Origin of the sequence: Thermus antranikianii DSM 12462, assembly GCF_000423905.1 — a bacterium.
Classification (GTDB): Bacteria; Deinococcota; Deinococci; order Deinococcales; family Thermaceae; genus Thermus; species Thermus antranikianii.
In genome coordinates, this window is the sequence record NZ_AUIW01000003.1 from 25295 (window position 1) to 41656 (window position 16362).

General features: G+C 65.3%; 18 protein-coding genes. 9 read left to right on the top strand and 9 right to left on the bottom strand.

What is annotated here, in order from left to right:
• Positions 1 to 10: 10 nt before the first annotated feature.
• The 7 genes from G584_RS0103460 to aroA form a co-directional block, all read right to left on the bottom strand.
• Positions 11 to 430 carry a PIN domain-containing protein gene (locus tag G584_RS0103460; protein ID WP_028493360.1) on the bottom strand — a complete coding sequence of 140 codons (420 nt, stop codon included), beginning with the start codon at positions 428 to 430 and terminating at the stop codon, positions 11 to 13.
• On the bottom strand, positions 414 to 656 hold the full coding sequence (locus G584_RS0103465) for a YlcI/YnfO family protein (RefSeq protein WP_028493361.1): 243 nt from the start codon (positions 654 to 656) through the stop codon (positions 414 to 416). The genes G584_RS0103460 and G584_RS0103465 overlap by 17 nt, the downstream gene beginning before the upstream one ends.
• 102 nt (positions 657 to 758) lie before the next feature.
• Positions 759 to 1463, bottom strand: coding sequence for a bifunctional dihydropteridine reductase/dihydrofolate reductase TmpR (tmpR, locus tag G584_RS0103470; protein WP_015717885.1), 705 nt, complete (start codon positions 1461 to 1463; stop codon positions 759 to 761).
• Positions 1460 to 1879 (bottom strand): NUDIX domain-containing protein, encoded by a 420-nt coding sequence (locus G584_RS0103475; RefSeq protein WP_028493362.1) that lies wholly within the window; start codon positions 1877 to 1879, stop codon positions 1460 to 1462. Before G584_RS0103475 ends, tmpR begins: the two co-directional genes overlap by 4 nt.
• Positions 1843 to 2616 (bottom strand): CDP-alcohol phosphatidyltransferase family protein, encoded by a 774-nt coding sequence (locus G584_RS0103480; RefSeq protein WP_028493363.1) that lies wholly within the window; start codon positions 2614 to 2616, stop codon positions 1843 to 1845. The genes G584_RS0103475 and G584_RS0103480 overlap by 37 nt, the downstream gene beginning before the upstream one ends.
• A 2-nt stretch (positions 2617 to 2618) precedes the next feature.
• On the bottom strand, positions 2619 to 3257 hold the full coding sequence (cmk, locus tag G584_RS0103485; RefSeq protein WP_028493364.1) for a (d)CMP kinase: 639 nt from the start codon (positions 3255 to 3257) through the stop codon (positions 2619 to 2621).
• Positions 3242 to 4531, bottom strand: coding sequence for a 3-phosphoshikimate 1-carboxyvinyltransferase (gene aroA / locus G584_RS0103490; RefSeq protein WP_028493365.1), 1290 nt, complete (start codon positions 4529 to 4531; stop codon positions 3242 to 3244). The genes cmk and aroA overlap by 16 nt, the downstream gene beginning before the upstream one ends.
• A gap of 68 nt (positions 4532 to 4599) precedes the next feature.
• Between aroA and G584_RS0103495 the strand changes: the two genes are divergently transcribed.
• Positions 4600 to 7218: an AfsR/SARP family transcriptional regulator gene (locus tag G584_RS0103495; protein ID WP_028493366.1), complete on the top strand. Its 2619-nt coding sequence runs from the start codon at positions 4600 to 4602 to the stop codon at positions 7216 to 7218.
• Here the strand turns inward: G584_RS0103495 and G584_RS0103500 are convergent.
• Entirely contained in the window at positions 7205 to 7978 is a 774-nt protein-coding gene (locus tag G584_RS0103500; RefSeq protein WP_157626371.1) for a class I mannose-6-phosphate isomerase, read from the bottom strand. The two genes, G584_RS0103495 and G584_RS0103500, sit on opposite strands and share 14 nt — an antisense overlap.
• 7 nt (positions 7979 to 7985) lie before the next feature.
• Between G584_RS0103500 and G584_RS0103505 the strand changes: the two genes are divergently transcribed.
• The 4 genes from G584_RS0103505 (at position 7986) to G584_RS0103520 (ending at position 10612) form a co-directional block, all read left to right on the top strand.
• A complete protein-coding gene (locus G584_RS0103505) occupies positions 7986 to 8858 on the top strand; it encodes an SIS domain-containing protein (protein ID WP_028493368.1) in 873 nt (290 codons plus the stop codon).
• 14 nt (positions 8859 to 8872) lie between these two features.
• Positions 8873 to 9550, top strand: a complete 678-nt coding sequence (locus G584_RS0103510; RefSeq protein WP_028493369.1) for an endonuclease V — start codon at positions 8873 to 8875, stop codon at positions 9548 to 9550.
• A 10-nt stretch (positions 9551 to 9560) separates the two neighbouring features.
• A complete protein-coding gene (locus tag G584_RS0103515; RefSeq protein ID WP_028493370.1) occupies positions 9561 to 10196 on the top strand; it encodes a lysophospholipid acyltransferase family protein in 636 nt (211 codons plus the stop codon).
• A gap of 122 nt (positions 10197 to 10318) precedes the next feature.
• On the top strand, positions 10319 to 10612 hold the full coding sequence (locus G584_RS0103520) for an HU family DNA-binding protein (RefSeq protein ID WP_028493371.1): 294 nt from the start codon (positions 10319 to 10321) through the stop codon (positions 10610 to 10612).
• Positions 10613 to 10757: 145 nt separating this feature from the next.
• Here the strand turns inward: G584_RS0103520 and ftsH are convergent, their stop codons facing one another.
• A complete protein-coding gene (gene ftsH, locus G584_RS0103525; protein WP_028493372.1) occupies positions 10758 to 12641 on the bottom strand; it encodes an ATP-dependent zinc metalloprotease FtsH in 1884 nt (627 codons plus the stop codon).
• Between the two features lie 125 nt (positions 12642 to 12766).
• Between ftsH and dnaK the strand changes: the two genes are divergently transcribed.
• The 4 genes from dnaK to G584_RS0103545 all read left to right on the top strand — a co-directional run bounded on the left by dnaK (position 12767) and on the right by G584_RS0103545 (position 16306).
• Positions 12767 to 14626, top strand: a complete 1860-nt coding sequence (gene dnaK / locus G584_RS0103530) for a molecular chaperone DnaK (protein ID WP_028493373.1) — start codon at positions 12767 to 12769, stop codon at positions 14624 to 14626.
• Between the two features lie 62 nt (positions 14627 to 14688).
• Entirely contained in the window at positions 14689 to 15243 is a 555-nt protein-coding gene (locus tag G584_RS0103535) for a nucleotide exchange factor GrpE (RefSeq protein WP_028493374.1), read from the top strand.
• A gap of 3 nt (positions 15244 to 15246) precedes the next feature.
• Complete coding sequence (locus G584_RS0103540; protein ID WP_028493375.1) at positions 15247 to 16083, top strand: DnaJ C-terminal domain-containing protein; 837 nt, start codon at positions 15247 to 15249, stop codon at positions 16081 to 16083.
• Complete coding sequence (locus G584_RS0103545) at positions 16070 to 16306, top strand: chaperone modulator CbpM (RefSeq protein ID WP_028493376.1); 237 nt, start codon at positions 16070 to 16072, stop codon at positions 16304 to 16306. Before G584_RS0103540 ends, G584_RS0103545 begins: the two co-directional genes overlap by 14 nt.
• Positions 16307 to 16362: the final 56 nt, after the last annotated feature.

Sequence of the window (16362 nt, forward strand, 5' to 3'; positions counted from 1 at the left end):
CTATACCCTATCACGCAAAGGGGTTTCTCACCTCTAGCCCTCCATAGACCCCAGGGTGCAGGTCCTCGCTCCATACCACCTGGGCCTTTAGGGCCCGGGCGCTTTGCAGGATGAGGGCATCCCAGAAGGAGATCCGGTGGCGCTCTGCCAGGTGGGTGGCCTTAAGAACATCCCCTAGGGTGGGCTCGTGCACCCAGGCCTTACCGAGGTCGGTCAAGATCTGGCGGGCCACCTCCGGGGAAAGGGGGGCTTGGAGCTTACGGGTGGTGACCACGTAAAACTCCTGGAGCACTTGAAGGGATAACGCCAAGCGCCTTTCCACCATAAGGTGCTCCAGGAGCGCAAGGGCCCGCTCCCGTTTGGCCGGGGAGGAGCGGTCGTAGGCGTAGACCAAAACATTGGTATCCACGAACTCAGGGGGCTCTATCATGCACCTCCTCCCGGGAGGGCAAGGGTATGCCCCCGGTATCCAGGATTCCCTGACGCATCCAGGAAAGTTGACGGCTAAAGGCCTCTTCTAGACCCTCCTCCCGCTCCACCTCCTTCTCCAAAAGCTCCGCCACCCAGGCGTTTAGGCTCAAGCCCCGCTTCAGGGCCAAGGCCCGGGCCCGGCGCACCAGCTCTGGGGGAAGCCTTAAGGTTAAGTTTCGGCCCATGCCCTCAGGTTAGCACAACATGATGTGCATTTGGGTAGGCTAGACCCAAACGAGAGCTTCTTCCGGGGCCCCCACCCTGGCAAAGGCCAGGGTGGGGTAGCCCTAGAGGTTCCACCCCCCCGCCACCTCGAGGACCTGCCCGGTCACGTAGGGCTCCCGCACGAAGAAGAGCACCGCCCGGGCGATCTCCTCGAGCAGGGCCAGACGGGCCATGGGGATCTCCTGAAGGGGTTTGGACACGGAGTTTTCCGCCACCCCCGGGGCCACCACGTTGGCGGTGATCCCCGCCTGGGCAAACCGCTTGGCGATGGCCTTGGTGTAGAGGATCACCCCGGTCTTGGCGATGGCGTAGGGGGTGATGTGGGTCCGGGCCAGGAGGTTCTGGGCCCCGGCGTAGCCCAGGTTCACGATGCGCCCATACCCCTGGGCCACCATGAGGGGAAGGACCTTCTGGGTGAGGAGGAAGGTGCTGGTGAGGTTGGAGTCCAGGATCCACCGCCACTCCTCCAGGGAAACCTCCTCTATGGGCTTATAGAGGTAATCCCCCACGTTGTTCACCAAAACGCCGATCCCTCCCAGGTGGTAGCGCACCTCCTCCACCAGGGCCAAGACCTCCTCCTCCCGGGTGAGGTCAGCCCGCACCTTGATGGCCTTGACTCCCAGGGCCTCCGCCTCGAGGCGGGTGGCCTCCGCCAGGCCCTCCGAGGTGCGGTAGTGCACCGCCACGTGAAAACCCTCCTTGGCCAGGGCCAGGAGGATGGCCCGGCCAATGCCCTTGGCGCTTCCCGTGACCAAGGCAACCCTCATCTCCCCCCTTTTACCACCAGGTAGGTTTCCAGCAAAACCCGGGTGAAGCTATTCAGCGGAAAGGAAAAGCCCTCTTCCGGCCTTACCCAGGCCCACTCCAGAATCTCCTCGCCCGGCCGCACCTCCCCTTCCCCTTGGGCAAAGTAGTTGAAGAGGAGCATGTGGGTGGGCTTGTAGAACTCCGGGCTGAAGATGGCCTCCTGCACCAGGGCGAAGCGCACCTCCCTAAGGTCAAGGCCCACCTCCTCCCGGAACTCCCGCCTTAAGGCCTCCTCGAGGCTTTCCCCCCACTCCACCTTTCCCCCAGGCACCCCCCATAGCCCCCGCCACTTCGGGGTGCGCACCAGAAGCACCCGGCCCCCCTGTTCCACCAGGGCCCCTACCGTGGGGATGGGATGGCGCGGAGGATTCTCCATAGATACCAAAGGACAAGATACAGGGCCTGAAGGAGCACGAAGGTGAGGTAGGCCTCAGGGCTTTGGAAAAGCAAAAAGACCCCCAGGAAGAAAAGCTGGGTGGTGAGGCCCAGGTTCACCACCCCCGCCAAAGCCCCCTCGTCCCAGAAGCGCTCGGGAACAAGGCGAAAACGCCGGAGCACAAAGCCCTCCAGGGCCCTTATGCCCTGGTCCTGGGGCAGGAAAAAGAGGCGGTAGACCCCCCGCAGAAGACCCAGCAAAGGACTGGGGGGATCCTGCCTTTCCGCGGGCAGGGGAAGGCCATGGGCCTCCCTGTAGAGCCTTTCCAGGTTGAAGTCGTAGGATTGGACCAGGGTGAAAACCAAAAAGGCTGCAAAGGCCAGCTCCCAGGCCCCGGTGCGCGCCCCCAGGGCCAGGAAGAGGAAGAGGTTCCCCAAAAGATCCAGCTCCGTGTCCAGGTACCGCCCGAGCTCCGTGACCTCCCCCCTGAGGCGCGCCAGCTGGCCATCGGCGTTGTCCAAAACGGTTTTTAGCTGGAGAAGAAAGGCTGCGGGCACATCCTGGCCCAGATGGATCAACCTGGCGGCGAGCAGGACCAAGAGCGTATGGAAGAGGACCAGGTGGTGAGGCCTAACGCGGGTGCGGTACAGCAAGAGGACCAGCAGGTGGGCCAAGGGGCGGAAGAGAAGGACATTAAGGAACTCCTGTACCGGCCTTTCCTTGGCTCCCGGCACCATGGTCAGTCCTGGATGTGGGAGAGCACCCGGGCCACCACCTCCTCGAGGGTCATCCCGCTGGTATCGATCACGATGGCCTCGGGAGCAGGGGCGCTTTGGGCCCGGTCCAGCTCGTCCCGTCGGATCAGCTCCTTCAGCACCTCCCGGTAATCCTGTGGCCGCTCCAGGGTGCGCCGCCTGGCCCGCACCTCCGGCGTGGCCGTGAGGTAGAACTTGTGGGGCGCCTGGGGAAAGACCGCCGTCCCCATGTCCCGCCCCTCGGCCACGAAGGGAGGCGGCACTTCCCTAAGCCTCTCGTTCACCCAGGCCCGCACCCCGGGATGGCGCGCCACCTGGGAAACCACGCGATCCACCTCCGGGGTGTGAAGGTAAGGGGTCAGGTCCTCCAAGGTGGAAGCCTTCTCGGCCACCACCCGGTTGCCCTGAACCTCGGGGAGCAAACGCACCCGGTAAGTTTCCAAAAGAGCCAGGATACCTGGCTCATCCCCGGGATCCACCCCCACCCTCCGGGCCAGGTAGGCGGCGGCGCGGTAGAGGAGGCCGCTACTCAGGTAGGGTACCCCCAAGGCCTCCGCCACCTTTTTGGCCACGGAGCTTTTTCCCGAGGCGGAAGGCCCGTCGATGGTCACGATGCCCCGCATAGCCGCTTCAGGTCCTGGAAGAACCCAGGGTAGGAGATCTCCGCCCAATGGGGCTCCCAAACCCTAACCCCCACGGGAAGCCCCGCCACGGCGAAGGCCATGGCGATGCGGTGGTCGTGGAAGGGTTCCACCTCCCCCGGCTTCACCCCACCGCCTTGGATCCTAAGCCAGTCCGGCCCCTCCTCCACCCCCACCCCCAAAGCCCTGAGGTTATGGGCGATGGCGGCAACGCGGTCCGATTCCTTCACCCTTAGCTCGGAAAGACCTGGAATATAGGTCTCCCCCTCCGCCCAGGCGGCGGCGGCGGCCAGGACGGGCACCTCGTCCACCATGAGGGGGATGAGCCCCGGATCCACGGAAACCCCCTTCAGGGGGCTATACCGGGCCCGTATCCAGCCCACGGGCTCCCCCGCCTCCCCTTCCACCACCTGCCACTCCAGATCCGCCCCCATCTCCCGGAGCACCTTGAGAAGGCCAGTGCGGGTGGGGTTCAAGCCCACGCCCTCCACGGTGACCTCGGAACCCGGGGTGAGGAGAGCCGCCACCAGGAAAAAGGCGGCAGAGGAAAAATCCCCGGGCACGGTGAGGTCCCTGGCAGGGAAGGGCTCGGCCCTGCGGGTGCGGATGCGCGGGCCCTCGGTTTCCAAGGGAAGCCCGAAGTGACGGAAGAGCCTTTCCGTGTGGTCCCGGGTGGGAACAGGCTCCACCACCTCCGTGACGCCCTCGGCAAAAAGCCCGGCCAGGAGAAGGGCGCTTTTCACCTGGGCGCTGGGCACGGGAAGGGTGTAGGAAATTCCCTTTAAACCTCCGCCCCGCACCGCCAGGGGGGCCTTCTTACCCCCTTCCCTCCCATCTATGGAAGCCCCCATGGCCCTTAGGGGCTCCACCACCCGGCCCATGGGACGGCGGCGCAGGGAAGCGTCCCCCGTAAGGACCGCAAAAAGCCCCTCCTGCCCCGCAAGGATGCCCAGGATGAGGCGTATCAGGGTCCCGGCGTTGCCGCAGTCCAGCACATCCTCGGGCTCCTTCAAGCGTAGCCCCTGCCCCCGTACCCGGAAGTGGGGGCCCTCCTCGTGGACCTCCGCCCCCAAGGCCCTCAGGACCCGAGCGGTGGAAAGGGTGTCCCCAGCCTTTAGGGGATAGAAGAGCCTGCCCTCCCCCTGGCTTAGGGCCAGGAGCATGAGCCCCCGGTGGGTAACGGACTTGTCCCCGGGAACGCGCAGAACCCCCCGCAAGGGGCCACAGGGACCTAGGTCCAGGTAAGGCCGGTCCATGCCCCCCAGTCTCGGGGGAGTAAGGGGCTTTGGTCAAGGGCGACCCCCGCTTACAATGGAACCCAAGCATGGCCCTGGCGTGGCAAAGCCCGGTTTATCTGGAACGGAAAAGGCTCCTGGAACGGCTACCCGAAGAACCTGGCTTTGCCATCCACCTCGAGGCCCCAGCCGGCTTCGGAAAAAGCGTCCTGGCGGGACAGCTTGCCGCCCAACTGGGCCTTCGCACCCTCTGGGCCAGCAGCCTTCTGGGCGAGCCCCGCAGCCTTCTGGCCAAGGCCCTGGACCTGCCCCAGGAAGTGCCCTGGGGAGGGGTGGTGGAGGCCCTTCGGGCTGAACCTACCCTGGTCGTCCTGGAGGACCTGACGGGAACGGAGGATCTCTCCCCCCTCCTCCGCACTCTCCCCTGCCTCCTGGTGCTGGCCAGCCGAAAACCCCTCCCCTACCCCGAGCTTCCCAAGCTCCTGGCGGAGGGAAGGCTCGTGCACCTGAAGGCGGTGGACCTGGCCTTCACCCTGGAGGAAGCCAGGCTCCTCTTCGCTGGCAAGGAGGGGTATGAGGAAGCCCACCGGGCCACGGGGGGCTGGCCCCTTCCCCTTTTCCTCTCCGCCCTCACGGGAAGCCCTCCCGAGCCCATGGCCCTCATCCAGGGCCTGAAGGAGAGCCTATCCCCGGAGGAGTTCCAAGAAGGCCTTCTCCTGGCTGCTTTGCCTCATCTGCCCCTTGCCCTTGCCCGGCCGGAAACGGAAAGCCTCTTCCAAAAAGGGCTTCTAAGGCGCCTATCTGAGGGCTACGCCCTTCATCCCCTCCTGAAGGAGATGGCCAAGCGTAGCCTGCGCAGGGAAGTGCAGGAGGCCGTACGCCAAAGCGCCACCCGCCTTCCCCCTCTTCTTCTGGCCGAGGCCTACTGGGAAGCGGGCCTCGAGGGGGAACTTTTGGACCTGCTGGAGCGCCCCATCACCCTCCCCATCCCCGCAGAAAGGCTTCTGGAGTGGGAACACCTCCTGCGCCGCGGGGGCCCCAGGGCTCATCTGCGGCTCGGGGAAGCCCTGGCCCAGTGCGGGAGGAAGGAGGGGCTATCCCTTCTGGAAAAGCTGGCGGAATCAGAGGCGGATAAGGACCCGGCTCTTGCCCTCACCGCCTTAGGGCACCTGGCCTACTACTTTTCCGAAACCCTTTTGGGGAAGGATCTTTCCCGGGCCCGCACCTACCTGGAAAAAGGTCTGGAGCTGGTTCCAAGGGTGAGGCCGGAACTGGCTGGACGCTTCCTGAACGACGTGGCCCAGGTGCCCTTTGCCGAGGGCAAGCCGGAGGAAGCCGCCCACCTCCTGGAGGAAGCCCTCAGGTACCTCCCCCCGGAAAGCCCCTACCGCATCGCCCCCCTTGTCAACCTGGCCCTGCTTCGCTTTGAGCTTCGGGGTAGCCTCGGGGAAAGGATCCAGGCGCTGGAGGAAGCCTTAAGGCTCATGGAAGAGCACATGCCCCAGAACATCCCAGGGCACCTCCGGGACCTGGGCTGGCTCCACCTTCTCCTGGGGCAAAGGGAGAAGGCCCGCACCTACCTGGAAAGGGCCGCCCAAACCCCCGGAAGCCCCCTGGCCTCCCTTGAGGCCAAGATGCTCCTCGCCCACCTGGAAGGGGATGCCGAGGCCCTTACCCGCCACGTGGCCCAGGCGGAGCTTTGGGAAACCCCCTACCTGGTGGAAAGGGGACGGGCCCTTCTCGCGGAGCTGAAGAAGGACCCAGGGATCCTCGAGGGGCTCTCCGGCTTGTTCCCAAGCCTCACCCGGGCCCTCTTGCAAAAGGACCCAGGCCTCCTTCCCCCCTACCCCGAAAGCCGGGAGGAAAGGCTTCTATGGCACGCCGCCCGCTACCGCCTCCTACGGGAAGAAGGGGATTTGGAAGCCCTCCTTGCCCTCACCGATGCCAGGGAAGGGATCCTCCCCGGCCTCCTTCCTCTGGAAACCCTGCCCCGTAAGCGGCCCGAGCTTGCCCGGGCCTATCCCCTTTTGGAGGTCCTGCGCCTGGGCTGGAAGGAAGCCATCGCCCTGAGGCTTCCGGAGATACCTCCCTTGAAGGTTGAGGTGGTGGGACGCTTCCATGTGGAAAACCCCTTGGGGCCTGTGGAGCTAAGGGGCAAGGCCAAGGAGGTCTTCGCCCTCTTGCTTCTCGGCCTTCCCCGGGAGGAGGTGGCCTTTGCCCTTTGGCCGGACCTCTCCGAGGAGGCTGCCCTCAACAACCTCTACGTGTGGCTTGCCCGCATCCGGAAGCTCCTGGAGCCCTGGGGGGTTCCCACCTACCTGGGGGAGGAGGGGTTGGCGCAGGTAACCTCCGACCTGGAGGCTCTGGAAGAAGCTCTTGTGCAGGAGGATGCGGAAGAAGTCCTTCGCCTTTACCAGGAACCCCTGTTCCCTGGCCTGGACCACCCCCATCTGGACCGCAAGCGGGAGGAGGTCTTCCACCGGGTGCGGACCCTTTTCCTGAAGAGGAGTGAACCCCGCTTCCTGGAGCGCCTCCTGGAGCTGGACCCCCTGGACGAGGAAGCCCTCATCCCCCTGGTGGAATCCTGCCTATCCCAGGGGCAACGGGCCCGGGCTCGAAAGCTTTTGGAGCATTACCGGAAAAGGCTTTGGGAAGAGCTTGGGGAGCGACCCTCCCCCAGGGTGGAAGCCCTTTTCAGGGCCCTGTAGGGCTCGCCCCGAGGAAAAACCCCTCCCCTTCCACCTGGATCCCTTCCCCCGGCTCCAGTAGGAAGGTGGCCGGGGGTGCCAAGGAAGTGCCCTCCACCTGGGCTTCGCCCTCCAGGAGGGTGAGGAGAAGGGGAGCCTGGGGCTTAAGATGAAGGACCCCCCGCAAGGGATAGCGATAGAGGTGGAAATAGGGCGTCTTGAGGAGGCACTCTCCTCCTTCCACCGGCTCGGGCCGGACAGGGGGTAACGGGATGGGCTCCAGAATAGCCACCTCGAGGGCCTTGTCCAGGTGTAGCTCCCGGGGGCGGCCGTAATCGTAAAGCCGGTAGGTGAGGTCCGAGGGCGTCTGCACCTCGTAGACCCTCACCCCCGGGCCCAAGGCATGCACCACCCCGGCGGGCAGGTAGAGCACCTGGCCCGGGGCCACGGGAATCCGGTTCAGGATAGGGTCCAGGTTCCCGCTGGCCACCGCATCCCTAAGCTCCTCGAGGCCCACCCGCCGGGAAAAGCCGTAAACCACCTCCCCTGGGGTGAGCACGTACCAGGCCTCGTATTTGCCGGGCCTCCCTTCCTTCTCTAGGGCATAGGCATGGGGTGGGTGAACCTGCACGGAAAGCCATTCCCCTGGGTCCAGGATCTTCACCAGGAGGGGCTCCTCCGAAAGCCACACCTCTCCCACCCCTGGGCCGAAGCCCAAGGCACCTCCCCCCCAGGGACGCAGCACCGGCTTGGGACGAAAAAGCCGCACGAGGGTTAGCATAAGGGGTATGCGCGACCTAGACCGCGAGGAAACCTATCTCTCGGACCGCCGGGGCCTGGCCCTGGAGCTTCGCGACCTGGTGGGCTCGGGACCCGTGCCCACCCGGTCCTACCCCGCACCCCACGCCGCATTGGGCTATGGGGAGGGTCACTTCGCCGCCCGGCTGTCCGGCCTTCCCGATTGGACGGAGGAGGGAACCCTGTTCGTGCTGGAAGGAGGGTACGACCTGGGAGAAGCCGCTGCCCTTTCCCTTCTGGCAGAAACGGAGCGGGTGCAGGTGGTCAAGGTGGGCCTCCGCCCCGGGGTGGAGGTCTACCTGTCCCCTAGCCCCCTGAACCCTTACCGCTACCTGCGCTTCCTCCTTCTGGCCACAGGACAGGAGGAGGCCCTCTCGGAGGTGGATAGGACCCTGCTGGAGGAACGAAAACGCCTCACCCCGGAAATCCCCCTCGAGGAGAACCCCGCCAAGTTCCTGGCCTACACCCTGGTGGAGCGGATCCCCCTCCTCTACGCTCCCTTTTACCGCCCCTTGGAGGAAGCGGCGCAAAGCCTTTTTGCCCGCATCGGCAAAAGCCTGGCCCTCACCCCACCCCATAGCGCCCTAGAGTTTTTCCTCACGGGCCTCGAGGCCCGCCACGAGCAGGGAGACCCCCTGGCCGCCCTCCTTTTGGGAGAAGGGGAAGCGGTACGTCTAGCCAAGGAAATCCTGGAAACCCGGGTGGACGCCATCGCCGAGGTGCCCGCTCCCACGGGAAGCCGCCTGGCCCAGGCCCTGGCCCTCTGGTACCGGTTGGCCTGGACCGCCTACTACCTGGCCCTTCTCTACGGGGTGGATCCCTCCGACCCCGAGGTGCTGGAGCGCCTGCGGGAGGCCACCTAACCCCCGGAAAGCCCATGATGCCCTTCCCCAAGCCGGAGGACCTTCAAACGGCCATGGCCCTGCAGAGGAGCCTGGCGGAAAGGGTGATCCTGGAGGGAAGCCTCCGAAACGCCAAGCGGATCGCCGCCCTGGACGCCTCCCATAAAAGGGGGAAGCCCCTTGTGGCGGTGGCGGTGCTTTACCACCTGGAGAAGGGCCCCCTGGCCGTGGGAGTAGGGGTGGTGCCCGAGGAAGCCCTTTTCCCCTACATCCCCGGCTTCCTCTCCTTCCGCGAGGCTCCTGCCTATCTCCAGGCTTTACAGGCGCTTCCCGAGCCACCCGAGGCCCTTTTGGTGGATGGCCAAGGCATCGCCCATCCCCGAGGCCTGGGCATCGCCAGCCACCTGGGGGTGCACCTGGACCTTCCCAGCATCGGGGTGGCCAAGAGTTTGCTCTACGGCCGCCTCGAGGCTCCCTTGCCCCTGGAGGCGGGAAGTGCGGTAAGGCTTCTCTCCCCGGAAGGCCGCCCCCTGGGCTACGCCTACCGCAGCCGAAAGGGGGTCAAGCCCCTTTTCATCTCCCCAGGGCACCGGGTGGGCCTGGAGGAAGCCTTAGCCTTCGTGAAGCATCTTCCCACCCGCTCCCGCCTACCGGAACCCTTGCGCCTGGCCCACCTCGAGGCGGGCAAGGCCCTCCGCCGGCTGGACCCGTAGACTGAAGCCCGTGGAAAGCCACCGGCCTGACCCTCTTTACCAGGCTCTCTGGTACTTGGTCCGGCTCCTTCTTCACCTTCTTTTCGGCTTCCGCGCTGAAGGCGAGGAGAACGTTCCCCGGGAAGGCCCGGTAATCTTGGCTGCGAACCATCTTTCCGTCCTAGATCCCATCGTTATCGGAGCCGGGATACGGCGCCCGGTGAGTTTCTTGGCCCGGTCCGAACTCTTCCGCCTTCCCTTCCTATCCCGGCTCTTGCCGCGGCTGTACGCCATCCCCGTGGAGCGGGGGCAAAGCGACCTCTCCGCCATCAAGGGCGCCATCCGCGCCCTGGAACGGGGCATGGCCTTCGGCATCTTCCCGGAAGGAACCCGAAGCCGCACGGGCAAGCTCCAGCCCTTCAAGACCGGGGTGGCGGCTATCGCCCTGCGCACCGGGAGTCCCGTGGTACCCGTGGCCGTGGTGGGTACGGACCAGGCCTGGCCCGTGGGACGAAAGCTCTTCCGTCTGCGCAAGGCCATCCGGGTGATCTACGGCAAACCTATACCGGTTCCGAGGCTTTCCCGGTTTACCCACCAGGAGCTGGAAAGCCTGACCCGGGAGATAGAGGCCCGGGTACGGGAACTTCTGCCACCCCAGTACCGCTAGAGCCAATACTTCCGTTATCACACATTACTATACGCAGGTATACAAATGGGTCAGAGTATTGCATGCCTGCATTCAGGCGTGCTATAGTCCTTGCGGAAGGGAAAAGAGGAGGGAGGTGAAGAATGGCAACAAAGAAAACGGTCACCAAAGCGGATCTGGTGGATCAGGTAGCTGCCGCAACGGGCCTCAAGAAAAAGGACGTGAAGGCGGCGGTGGATGCGTTCCTCTCCAAGGTAGAAGAGGCCCTTTCGGGGGGGAACAAGGTCCAGCTCACCGGCTTCGGCACCTTTGAGGTGCGCAAGCGCAAGGCTCGCACCGGCGTGAAGCCCGGCACCAAGGAGAAGATCAAGATCCCCGCTACCCAGTATCCCGCCTTCAAGCCGGGCAAGGCCCTAAAGGAAAAGGTCAAGAAGTAAGGTATTCCCTTCCCCCGGGGGGCTTTAGCCCCCCGGGTTTATTCCTACCCTTCTCCCTATGCCGTGCCCCTAGGTGTCCCAGAACATCGTGGGGGCAAGGATCTTCCGGGGCCCTCGCCTTGGCTTTCGCCAAGGCGAGGGGGTATCAAGCTCCGCCCAACGCCCCTCCTGGTTTGACCTTGGGCACCACCCGGGGGGTTTCCTTTTCCGGGCGCTCCTGGGGGGTGCTTTCCTCCTCCTCCAGGGGCAGGCCCTCCACCACCTTCTGGAACTCCTCGGCGGTGAGGGTTTCCCGCTCCAAGAGGGTTTCCGCCACCCGCTCCAGGATCTCCCGCTTCTCCTGAAGGAGATTCTTCACCCGCTGGTACTGCTCCTCGATGAGGCGGCGTACCGCCTCGTCGATGCGCTTGGCGGTCTCCTCGGAATACTGGCGCACGTCGTAACCACCCAGGTAGGTATCCTCCCGCACGGCATAGGCTACCGGACCAAACTCGGGGTGCATGCCCCACTCGGTGATCATGCGCCGGGCCAACTCCGTGGCCTGGCGGAAGTCGTTTTCCGCCCCTGTGGTCACGTCCTCAAAGATGAGCTCCTCCGCCGCCCGCCCCGCCAGGGCCACAGCAATCTGGTCCAAAAGGCGCTTCCGGCTCCAGTGGAGCATATCCTCCCGCCTGGGCATCATGAAGCCTAAAGCCCGGCCCCTGGGCACGATGGTCACCTTGTGCACCCCATCGGCGTGCTCCAGGAAGTGGGCGGCCAGGGCATGCCCCGCCTCATGGTAGGCGGTGATCTTGCGGTCGCGGGGAGAGAGGACCAGGCTCTTCTTGGCCGGCCCCATCATCACCCGGTCGGCAGCCTCCTCGAGGTCCTTCATGGTGATCTTCTTGCGGCCTTCCCGGGCCGCCAGGAGGGCCGCCTCGTTCAAGAGGTTCTCCAGGTCCGCGCCCACGAAGCCCGGGGTACGCTTGGCCAAAAGGGCTAGGTCCACATCCTCCGCCAGGGGCTTACCCCGGGCGTGGATGCGGAGAATCTGCTCCCTACCCCTCACATCAGGAGCATCTATGGTCACCTGGCGGTCAAAGCGGCCCGGACGCAAAAGAGCCGGGTCCAGAACATCGGGCCGGTTGGTGGCGGCCATGACGATGATGGTGGAGTCCTTTTCAAACCCGTCCATCTCCACCAGAAGCTGGTTCAGCGTCTGCTCCCTCTCGTCGTTGCCACCCCCTACCCCCGCCCCGCGCCTGCGGCCCACGGCGTCGATCTCGTCGATGAACACGATGCAGGGAGCGTGGCGCTTAGCGGTCTCAAAGAGGTCCCTGACCCTGGCCGCCCCCACCCCCACGAACATCTCCACGAAGTCGGAACCGCTTGCGGTGATGAAGGGCACCTTGGCCTCCCCAGCCACCGCCCGGGCGATATGGGTCTTCCCCACCCCAGGTGGGCCCACCAGGAGAACCCCCTTGGGAATCCTGGCCCCCATCTCGTGGAAGCGGGCGGGGTTCTTCAGGAACTCCACGATCTCCTTAAGTTCCTCCTTGGCCTCCTCGGCCCCGGCCACGTCCTTGAAGGTCACCTTGGGGGCCTCGGTGAGCACCTTGGCCCGGCTCTTGGTGAAGCTGAAGGCGGAGTCCGAGGGCCCGGCGCGCCCGCTGCGGGAGAAGTAGAAGAGGGCGCCCACCAAAAGGCCCACCAGGAGAAGGGGCCACAGGAAGCCCAAAGGGCTTTGGCCCTGGGGGGGCTCCACCCGCACGTGGACCCCCCTGCGAACCCAAGCCTCAAGGGTCTGGTTGTCCGGGGGGCTGGCGGCGTAGGTGGTGAAGGTGGAGCCATCGGTGAGGGTGCCCTGGATGCGGGTATCCCCGGCCCGCACCACCACCTCCTTCACCCGGCCCGCCTGCAGGTCTTCCAGGAAGGTGGTGTAGTTCACCCCACCCCCGGGGTTCCCCGCCGTGCCCGCCAGGCTGAAGGCCCAGGCCAAAAGGAGCAGGCCCAATACGAAGACCAAGAAGTTCAAGGGAAGCCGGGACATGTCTTCTCTTAGGGTACACGCCCTGGTGGAAATCCGGGTAGCCTGGGGCACCATGATATAAATAGGCTCAACTCTCTTGACTTATCCATGTGGCATGGTCTATGCTCGAAACGAGAGGTGTAGCTATGGCCAAGGCAGTGGGCATTGACCTGGGCACCACCAACAGCGTGATCGCCATCATGGAGGGCGGTAAGCCCGTGGTCTTGGAGAACGCGGAGGGCGAAAGGACCACCCCCAGCGTGGTGGCCTTCCGGGATGGCGAAACCCTGGTGGGCCGCATGGCCAAGCGCCAGGCGGTTTTGAACCCGGAAGGGACGATCTTTGAGATCAAGCGGTTTATTGGCCGCCGCTGGGAGGAGGTCCAGGAGGAGGCCAAGCGGGTCCCCTACAAGGTGGTCCCCGGGCCCGATGGCGGGGTGCGGGTGGAGATCAAGGGCAAGCTCTACACCCCCGAGGAGATCAGCGCCATGGTCCTCCGCAAGCTGGTGGAGGACGCCTCCAAGAAGCTCGGGGAGAAGATCACCAAGGCGGTGATCACCGTGCCCGCCTACTTCAACAACGCCCAGCGGGAGGCCACGGCCAACGCCGGGCGGATTGCGGGCCTCGAGGTCTTGCGCATCATCAACGAGCCCACCGCCGCCGCTTTGGCCTACGGCCTGGACAAGAAGGGAAACGAAACCGTCTTGGTCTTCGACCTGGGGGGCGGCACCTTTGACGTGACGGTGCTGGAAATCGGCGAGGGGGTCTTTGAGGTGAAGTCCACCTCCGGGGACACCCACCTGGGCGGCAGCGACATGGACCACGCCATCGTGAACTGGCTGGCGGAGGAGTTCAAGCGGGAGTACGGGGTGGACCTCAAGGCGGACCGCCAGGCCCTCCAGCGCCTCATCGAGGCGGCGGAGAAGGCCAAGATCGAGCTTTCCAGCACCGTGGAGACCACCATCAGCCTCCCCTTCATCGCCCTGGATCCCGCCAGCAAGACCCCCTTGCACCTGGAGAAGAAGCTTACCCGGGCCAAGTTTGAGGAGCTCATCGAGCCCCTCCTGAAGCGCCTTAGGGGCCCGGTGGAGCAGGCCCTGAAGGACGCAGGGCTCAGCCCAGCCCAGATCGATGAGGTGATCCTGGTGGGCGGAGCCACCCGGGTGCCCGCGGTGCAGAGGGTGGTGAAGGAACTATTGGGCAAGGAACCCAACCGCTCCGTGAACCCCGACGAGGTGGTGGCCATGGGAGCGGCCATCCAGGCAGGGGTCCTCATGGGAGAGGTGCGGGATGTGGTTCTCCTGGACGTCACTCCCCTCTCCCTGGGGGTGGAGACCAAGGGTGGGGTGATGACCGTGCTCATCCCCAGGAACACCACCATCCCCACCCGCAAGTGCGAGATCTTCACCACCGCCGAGCACAACCAGACCGCGGTGGAGATCCACGTCCTCCAGGGCGAGCGCCCCATGGCCGCGGACAACAAGAGCCTGGGTCGGTTCCGCCTCGAGGGTATCCCCCCCATGCCCGCCGGGGTTCCCCAGATCGAGGTCTGCTTTGACATCGACGCCAACGGCATCCTCCACGTAACCGCCAAGGAGAAGTCCACGGGCAAGGAGGCCTCCATCACCATCCAGAACACCACCACCCTCTCCGAGGAGGAGATCCAACGGATCATCGAGGAGGCCAAGCGCTACGCGGAGGAGGACCGGCGCCGCCGGGAGCACGCCGAGCTCAAGAACACCCTGGACTCCACCCGTGTCCAGGCGGAGAGGATCCTCCAGGAGAAGCAAAGCACCCCCGAGGCCAAGGCGCGCCTCGAGGCGGCCATCGCCAAGGCCAAGGAGCTGGTGGAGAAGGATGCTTCTGATCCCGAGCTGAAGGCCGCCACGGAGGAGCTTCTGAAGGCAGTGGAGGCCTACGAAAAGGCCGCCACCGCCGGGACCACCGGGGCATCCAGCCGTGGCCCTGACGACGTGATCGACGCCGACTACAAGCCCGCCGACTAAAGCTCCCCTGCCCTGGCCCCTGCCGGGGCAGGGGCCTCCCCTTGCCCCCTCTTGGAGGAAACATGGAGAAGGAACGTGAGGAAACCCAACAGGAGCAGGCCGCCCAGGTGGAGCAAGACCTCCAAGCGGTAGGCGAGGAGGCCTTGGCCCTAGAGCAACGCCTCCTGGCCATGGAGGAGGAGCTTCGAGCCCTAAAGGACCGGTACGTGCGCCTCCTCGCCGACTTTGACAACTACCGCAAGCGCATGGAGGAGGAGCTTAGGGTTAGGGAACGGGAAGGAATCCTCAGGGCGGTCAGGGCCCTTCTCCCCGTCCTGGACGACCTGGAGCGGGCCTTGGAGTTCGCCGAGGCCAACCCGGAGAGCATCCTCAAAGGGGTTAAGGCGGTGCGGGAAGGCTTCTTCCGCATCCTGGCAGGGCTTGGGATCGAGGAGGTGCCGGGGGAGGGGGAGGCCTTTGACCCCCGCTACCACGAGGCCATCGGCCTCCTCCCCGGGGAGCCCGGCAAGGTGGCCCGGGTCTTCCAAAGGGGCTTCCGACTGGGCGAGGCCCTGGTGCGCCCGGCCCGGGTGGCGGTGGGCGAGGAGAAAAGCCCCGAAGAAGAGGGCGTGGAGTAGGCCATGAAGGACTACTACGCCATCCTGGGGGTACCGAGAAACGCCACGCAGGAGGAGATCAAGCGGGCCTACAAACGTCTGGCCCGCCAGTACCATCCTGACGTGAACAAAAGCCCGGAAGCGGAAGAGCGCTTCAAGGAGATCAACGAGGCCTACGCCGTCCTCTCCGACCCGGAAAAGCGCAAGGTCTACGACACCTACGGCACCGCCACCCCTCCCCCGCCCCCACCCCCTGGGGGGTACGACTTCTCCGGGTTTGACGTGGAGGACTTCTCCGATTTCTTCCAGGAACTCTTTGGCGGGGGGCTCTTTGGGGGCATGGGGCGGAGGAGGCCAAGGAAAGGCCGCGACCTCAGGGCCGAGCTTCCCCTTACCCTCGAGGAAGCCTTCCGGGGAGGCGAAAAGGTGGTGGAGGTGGGGGGAAGGCGGGTTTCCGTGAGGATTCCCCCAGGGGTGCAGGAAGGAAGCCTCATCCGCCTGGCGGGCCTGGGAGGGCCTGGGGAACCCCCAGGGGACCTGCTCCTTTCCGTGCGCCTTCTGCCCCATCCGGTCTTCCGCCTCGAGGGCCAGGACCTCTACGCCATTTTGGACGTCCCCGCCCCCATCGCCGTGGTGGGCGGCAAGGTGCGGGCCCCCACCCTGGAAGGCCCCGTGGAGGTCACCATCCCCCCCAAAACCCAGGCAGGGAGAAAGCTCCGGCTTAAGGGGAAAGGCTTTCCCGGGCCCCATGGCCGCGGGGACCTCTACCTGGAGGTACGGGTGGTGATCCCCGAGCACCTGACGCCTGAGGAGGAGGAGCTTTGGCGGAAGCTCAAGGAGGTGCGTTATGCTCGCGCGTAGCCCCTATCTATCCCTGGAAGCCCTGGCGGACTACGGCCTCTCCCTGGGGGCGGTGCGGGCCTACGTGGAGATCGGCTTCGTGGAGCCCCTGGAGGTGGGGGGTGCCTGGTACTTTCGGGAGGAAGACCTTCTGCGCATGGCCAAGGCGGAACGCATCCGCCGCGATCTGGGGGCCAACCTGGTGGGGGCAGCTCTGGTGGTGGAGATCCTGGAGCGCCGCTAAGCCCTGCTAGGGGTTTTGGCTTTCCCAAAAAGCTCCCCAAGCCAGTAAGGCCGAAG

What these genes read in the sequence shown, in the direction of transcription:
- G584_RS0103520 (WP_028493371.1), top strand. Translation starts at nt 10,319, where the DNA reads ATGGCAACAAAGAAAACGGTCACCAAAGCGGATCTGGTGGATCAGGTA.
- G584_RS0103545 (WP_028493376.1), top strand. Translation starts at nt 16,070, where the DNA reads ATGCTCGCGCGTAGCCCCTATCTATCCCTGGAAGCCCTGGCGGACTAC.
- ftsH (WP_028493372.1), bottom strand. Translation starts at nt 12,641, where the DNA reads ATGTCCCGGCTTCCCTTGAACTTCTTGGTCTTCGTATTGGGCCTGCTC.
- tmpR (WP_015717885.1), bottom strand. Translation starts at nt 1,463, where the DNA reads ATGAGGGTTGCCTTGGTCACGGGAAGCGCCAAGGGCATTGGCCGGGCC.
- dnaK (WP_028493373.1), top strand. Translation starts at nt 12,767, where the DNA reads ATGGCCAAGGCAGTGGGCATTGACCTGGGCACCACCAACAGCGTGATC.
- G584_RS0103475 (WP_028493362.1), bottom strand. Translation starts at nt 1,879, where the DNA reads ATGGAGAATCCTCCGCGCCATCCCATCCCCACGGTAGGGGCCCTGGTG.
- cmk (WP_028493364.1), bottom strand. Translation starts at nt 3,257, where the DNA reads ATGCGGGGCATCGTGACCATCGACGGGCCTTCCGCCTCGGGAAAAAGC.
- G584_RS0103540 (WP_028493375.1), top strand. Translation starts at nt 15,247, where the DNA reads ATGAAGGACTACTACGCCATCCTGGGGGTACCGAGAAACGCCACGCAG.
- G584_RS0103535 (WP_028493374.1), top strand. Translation starts at nt 14,689, where the DNA reads ATGGAGAAGGAACGTGAGGAAACCCAACAGGAGCAGGCCGCCCAGGTG.
- G584_RS0103465 (WP_028493361.1), bottom strand. Translation starts at nt 656, where the DNA reads ATGGGCCGAAACTTAACCTTAAGGCTTCCCCCAGAGCTGGTGCGCCGG.
- G584_RS0103510 (WP_028493369.1), top strand. Translation starts at nt 8,873, where the DNA reads ATGATGCCCTTCCCCAAGCCGGAGGACCTTCAAACGGCCATGGCCCTG.
- G584_RS0103495 (WP_028493366.1), top strand. Translation starts at nt 4,600, where the DNA reads ATGGCCCTGGCGTGGCAAAGCCCGGTTTATCTGGAACGGAAAAGGCTC.
- aroA (WP_028493365.1), bottom strand. Translation starts at nt 4,531, where the DNA reads ATGGACCGGCCTTACCTGGACCTAGGTCCCTGTGGCCCCTTGCGGGGG.
- G584_RS0103500 (WP_157626371.1), bottom strand. Translation starts at nt 7,978, where the DNA reads ATGCTAACCCTCGTGCGGCTTTTTCGTCCCAAGCCGGTGCTGCGTCCC.
- G584_RS0103460 (WP_028493360.1), bottom strand. Translation starts at nt 430, where the DNA reads ATGATAGAGCCCCCTGAGTTCGTGGATACCAATGTTTTGGTCTACGCC.
- G584_RS0103505 (WP_028493368.1), top strand. Translation starts at nt 7,986, where the DNA reads ATGCGCGACCTAGACCGCGAGGAAACCTATCTCTCGGACCGCCGGGGC.
- G584_RS0103480 (WP_028493363.1), bottom strand. Translation starts at nt 2,616, where the DNA reads ATGGTGCCGGGAGCCAAGGAAAGGCCGGTACAGGAGTTCCTTAATGTC.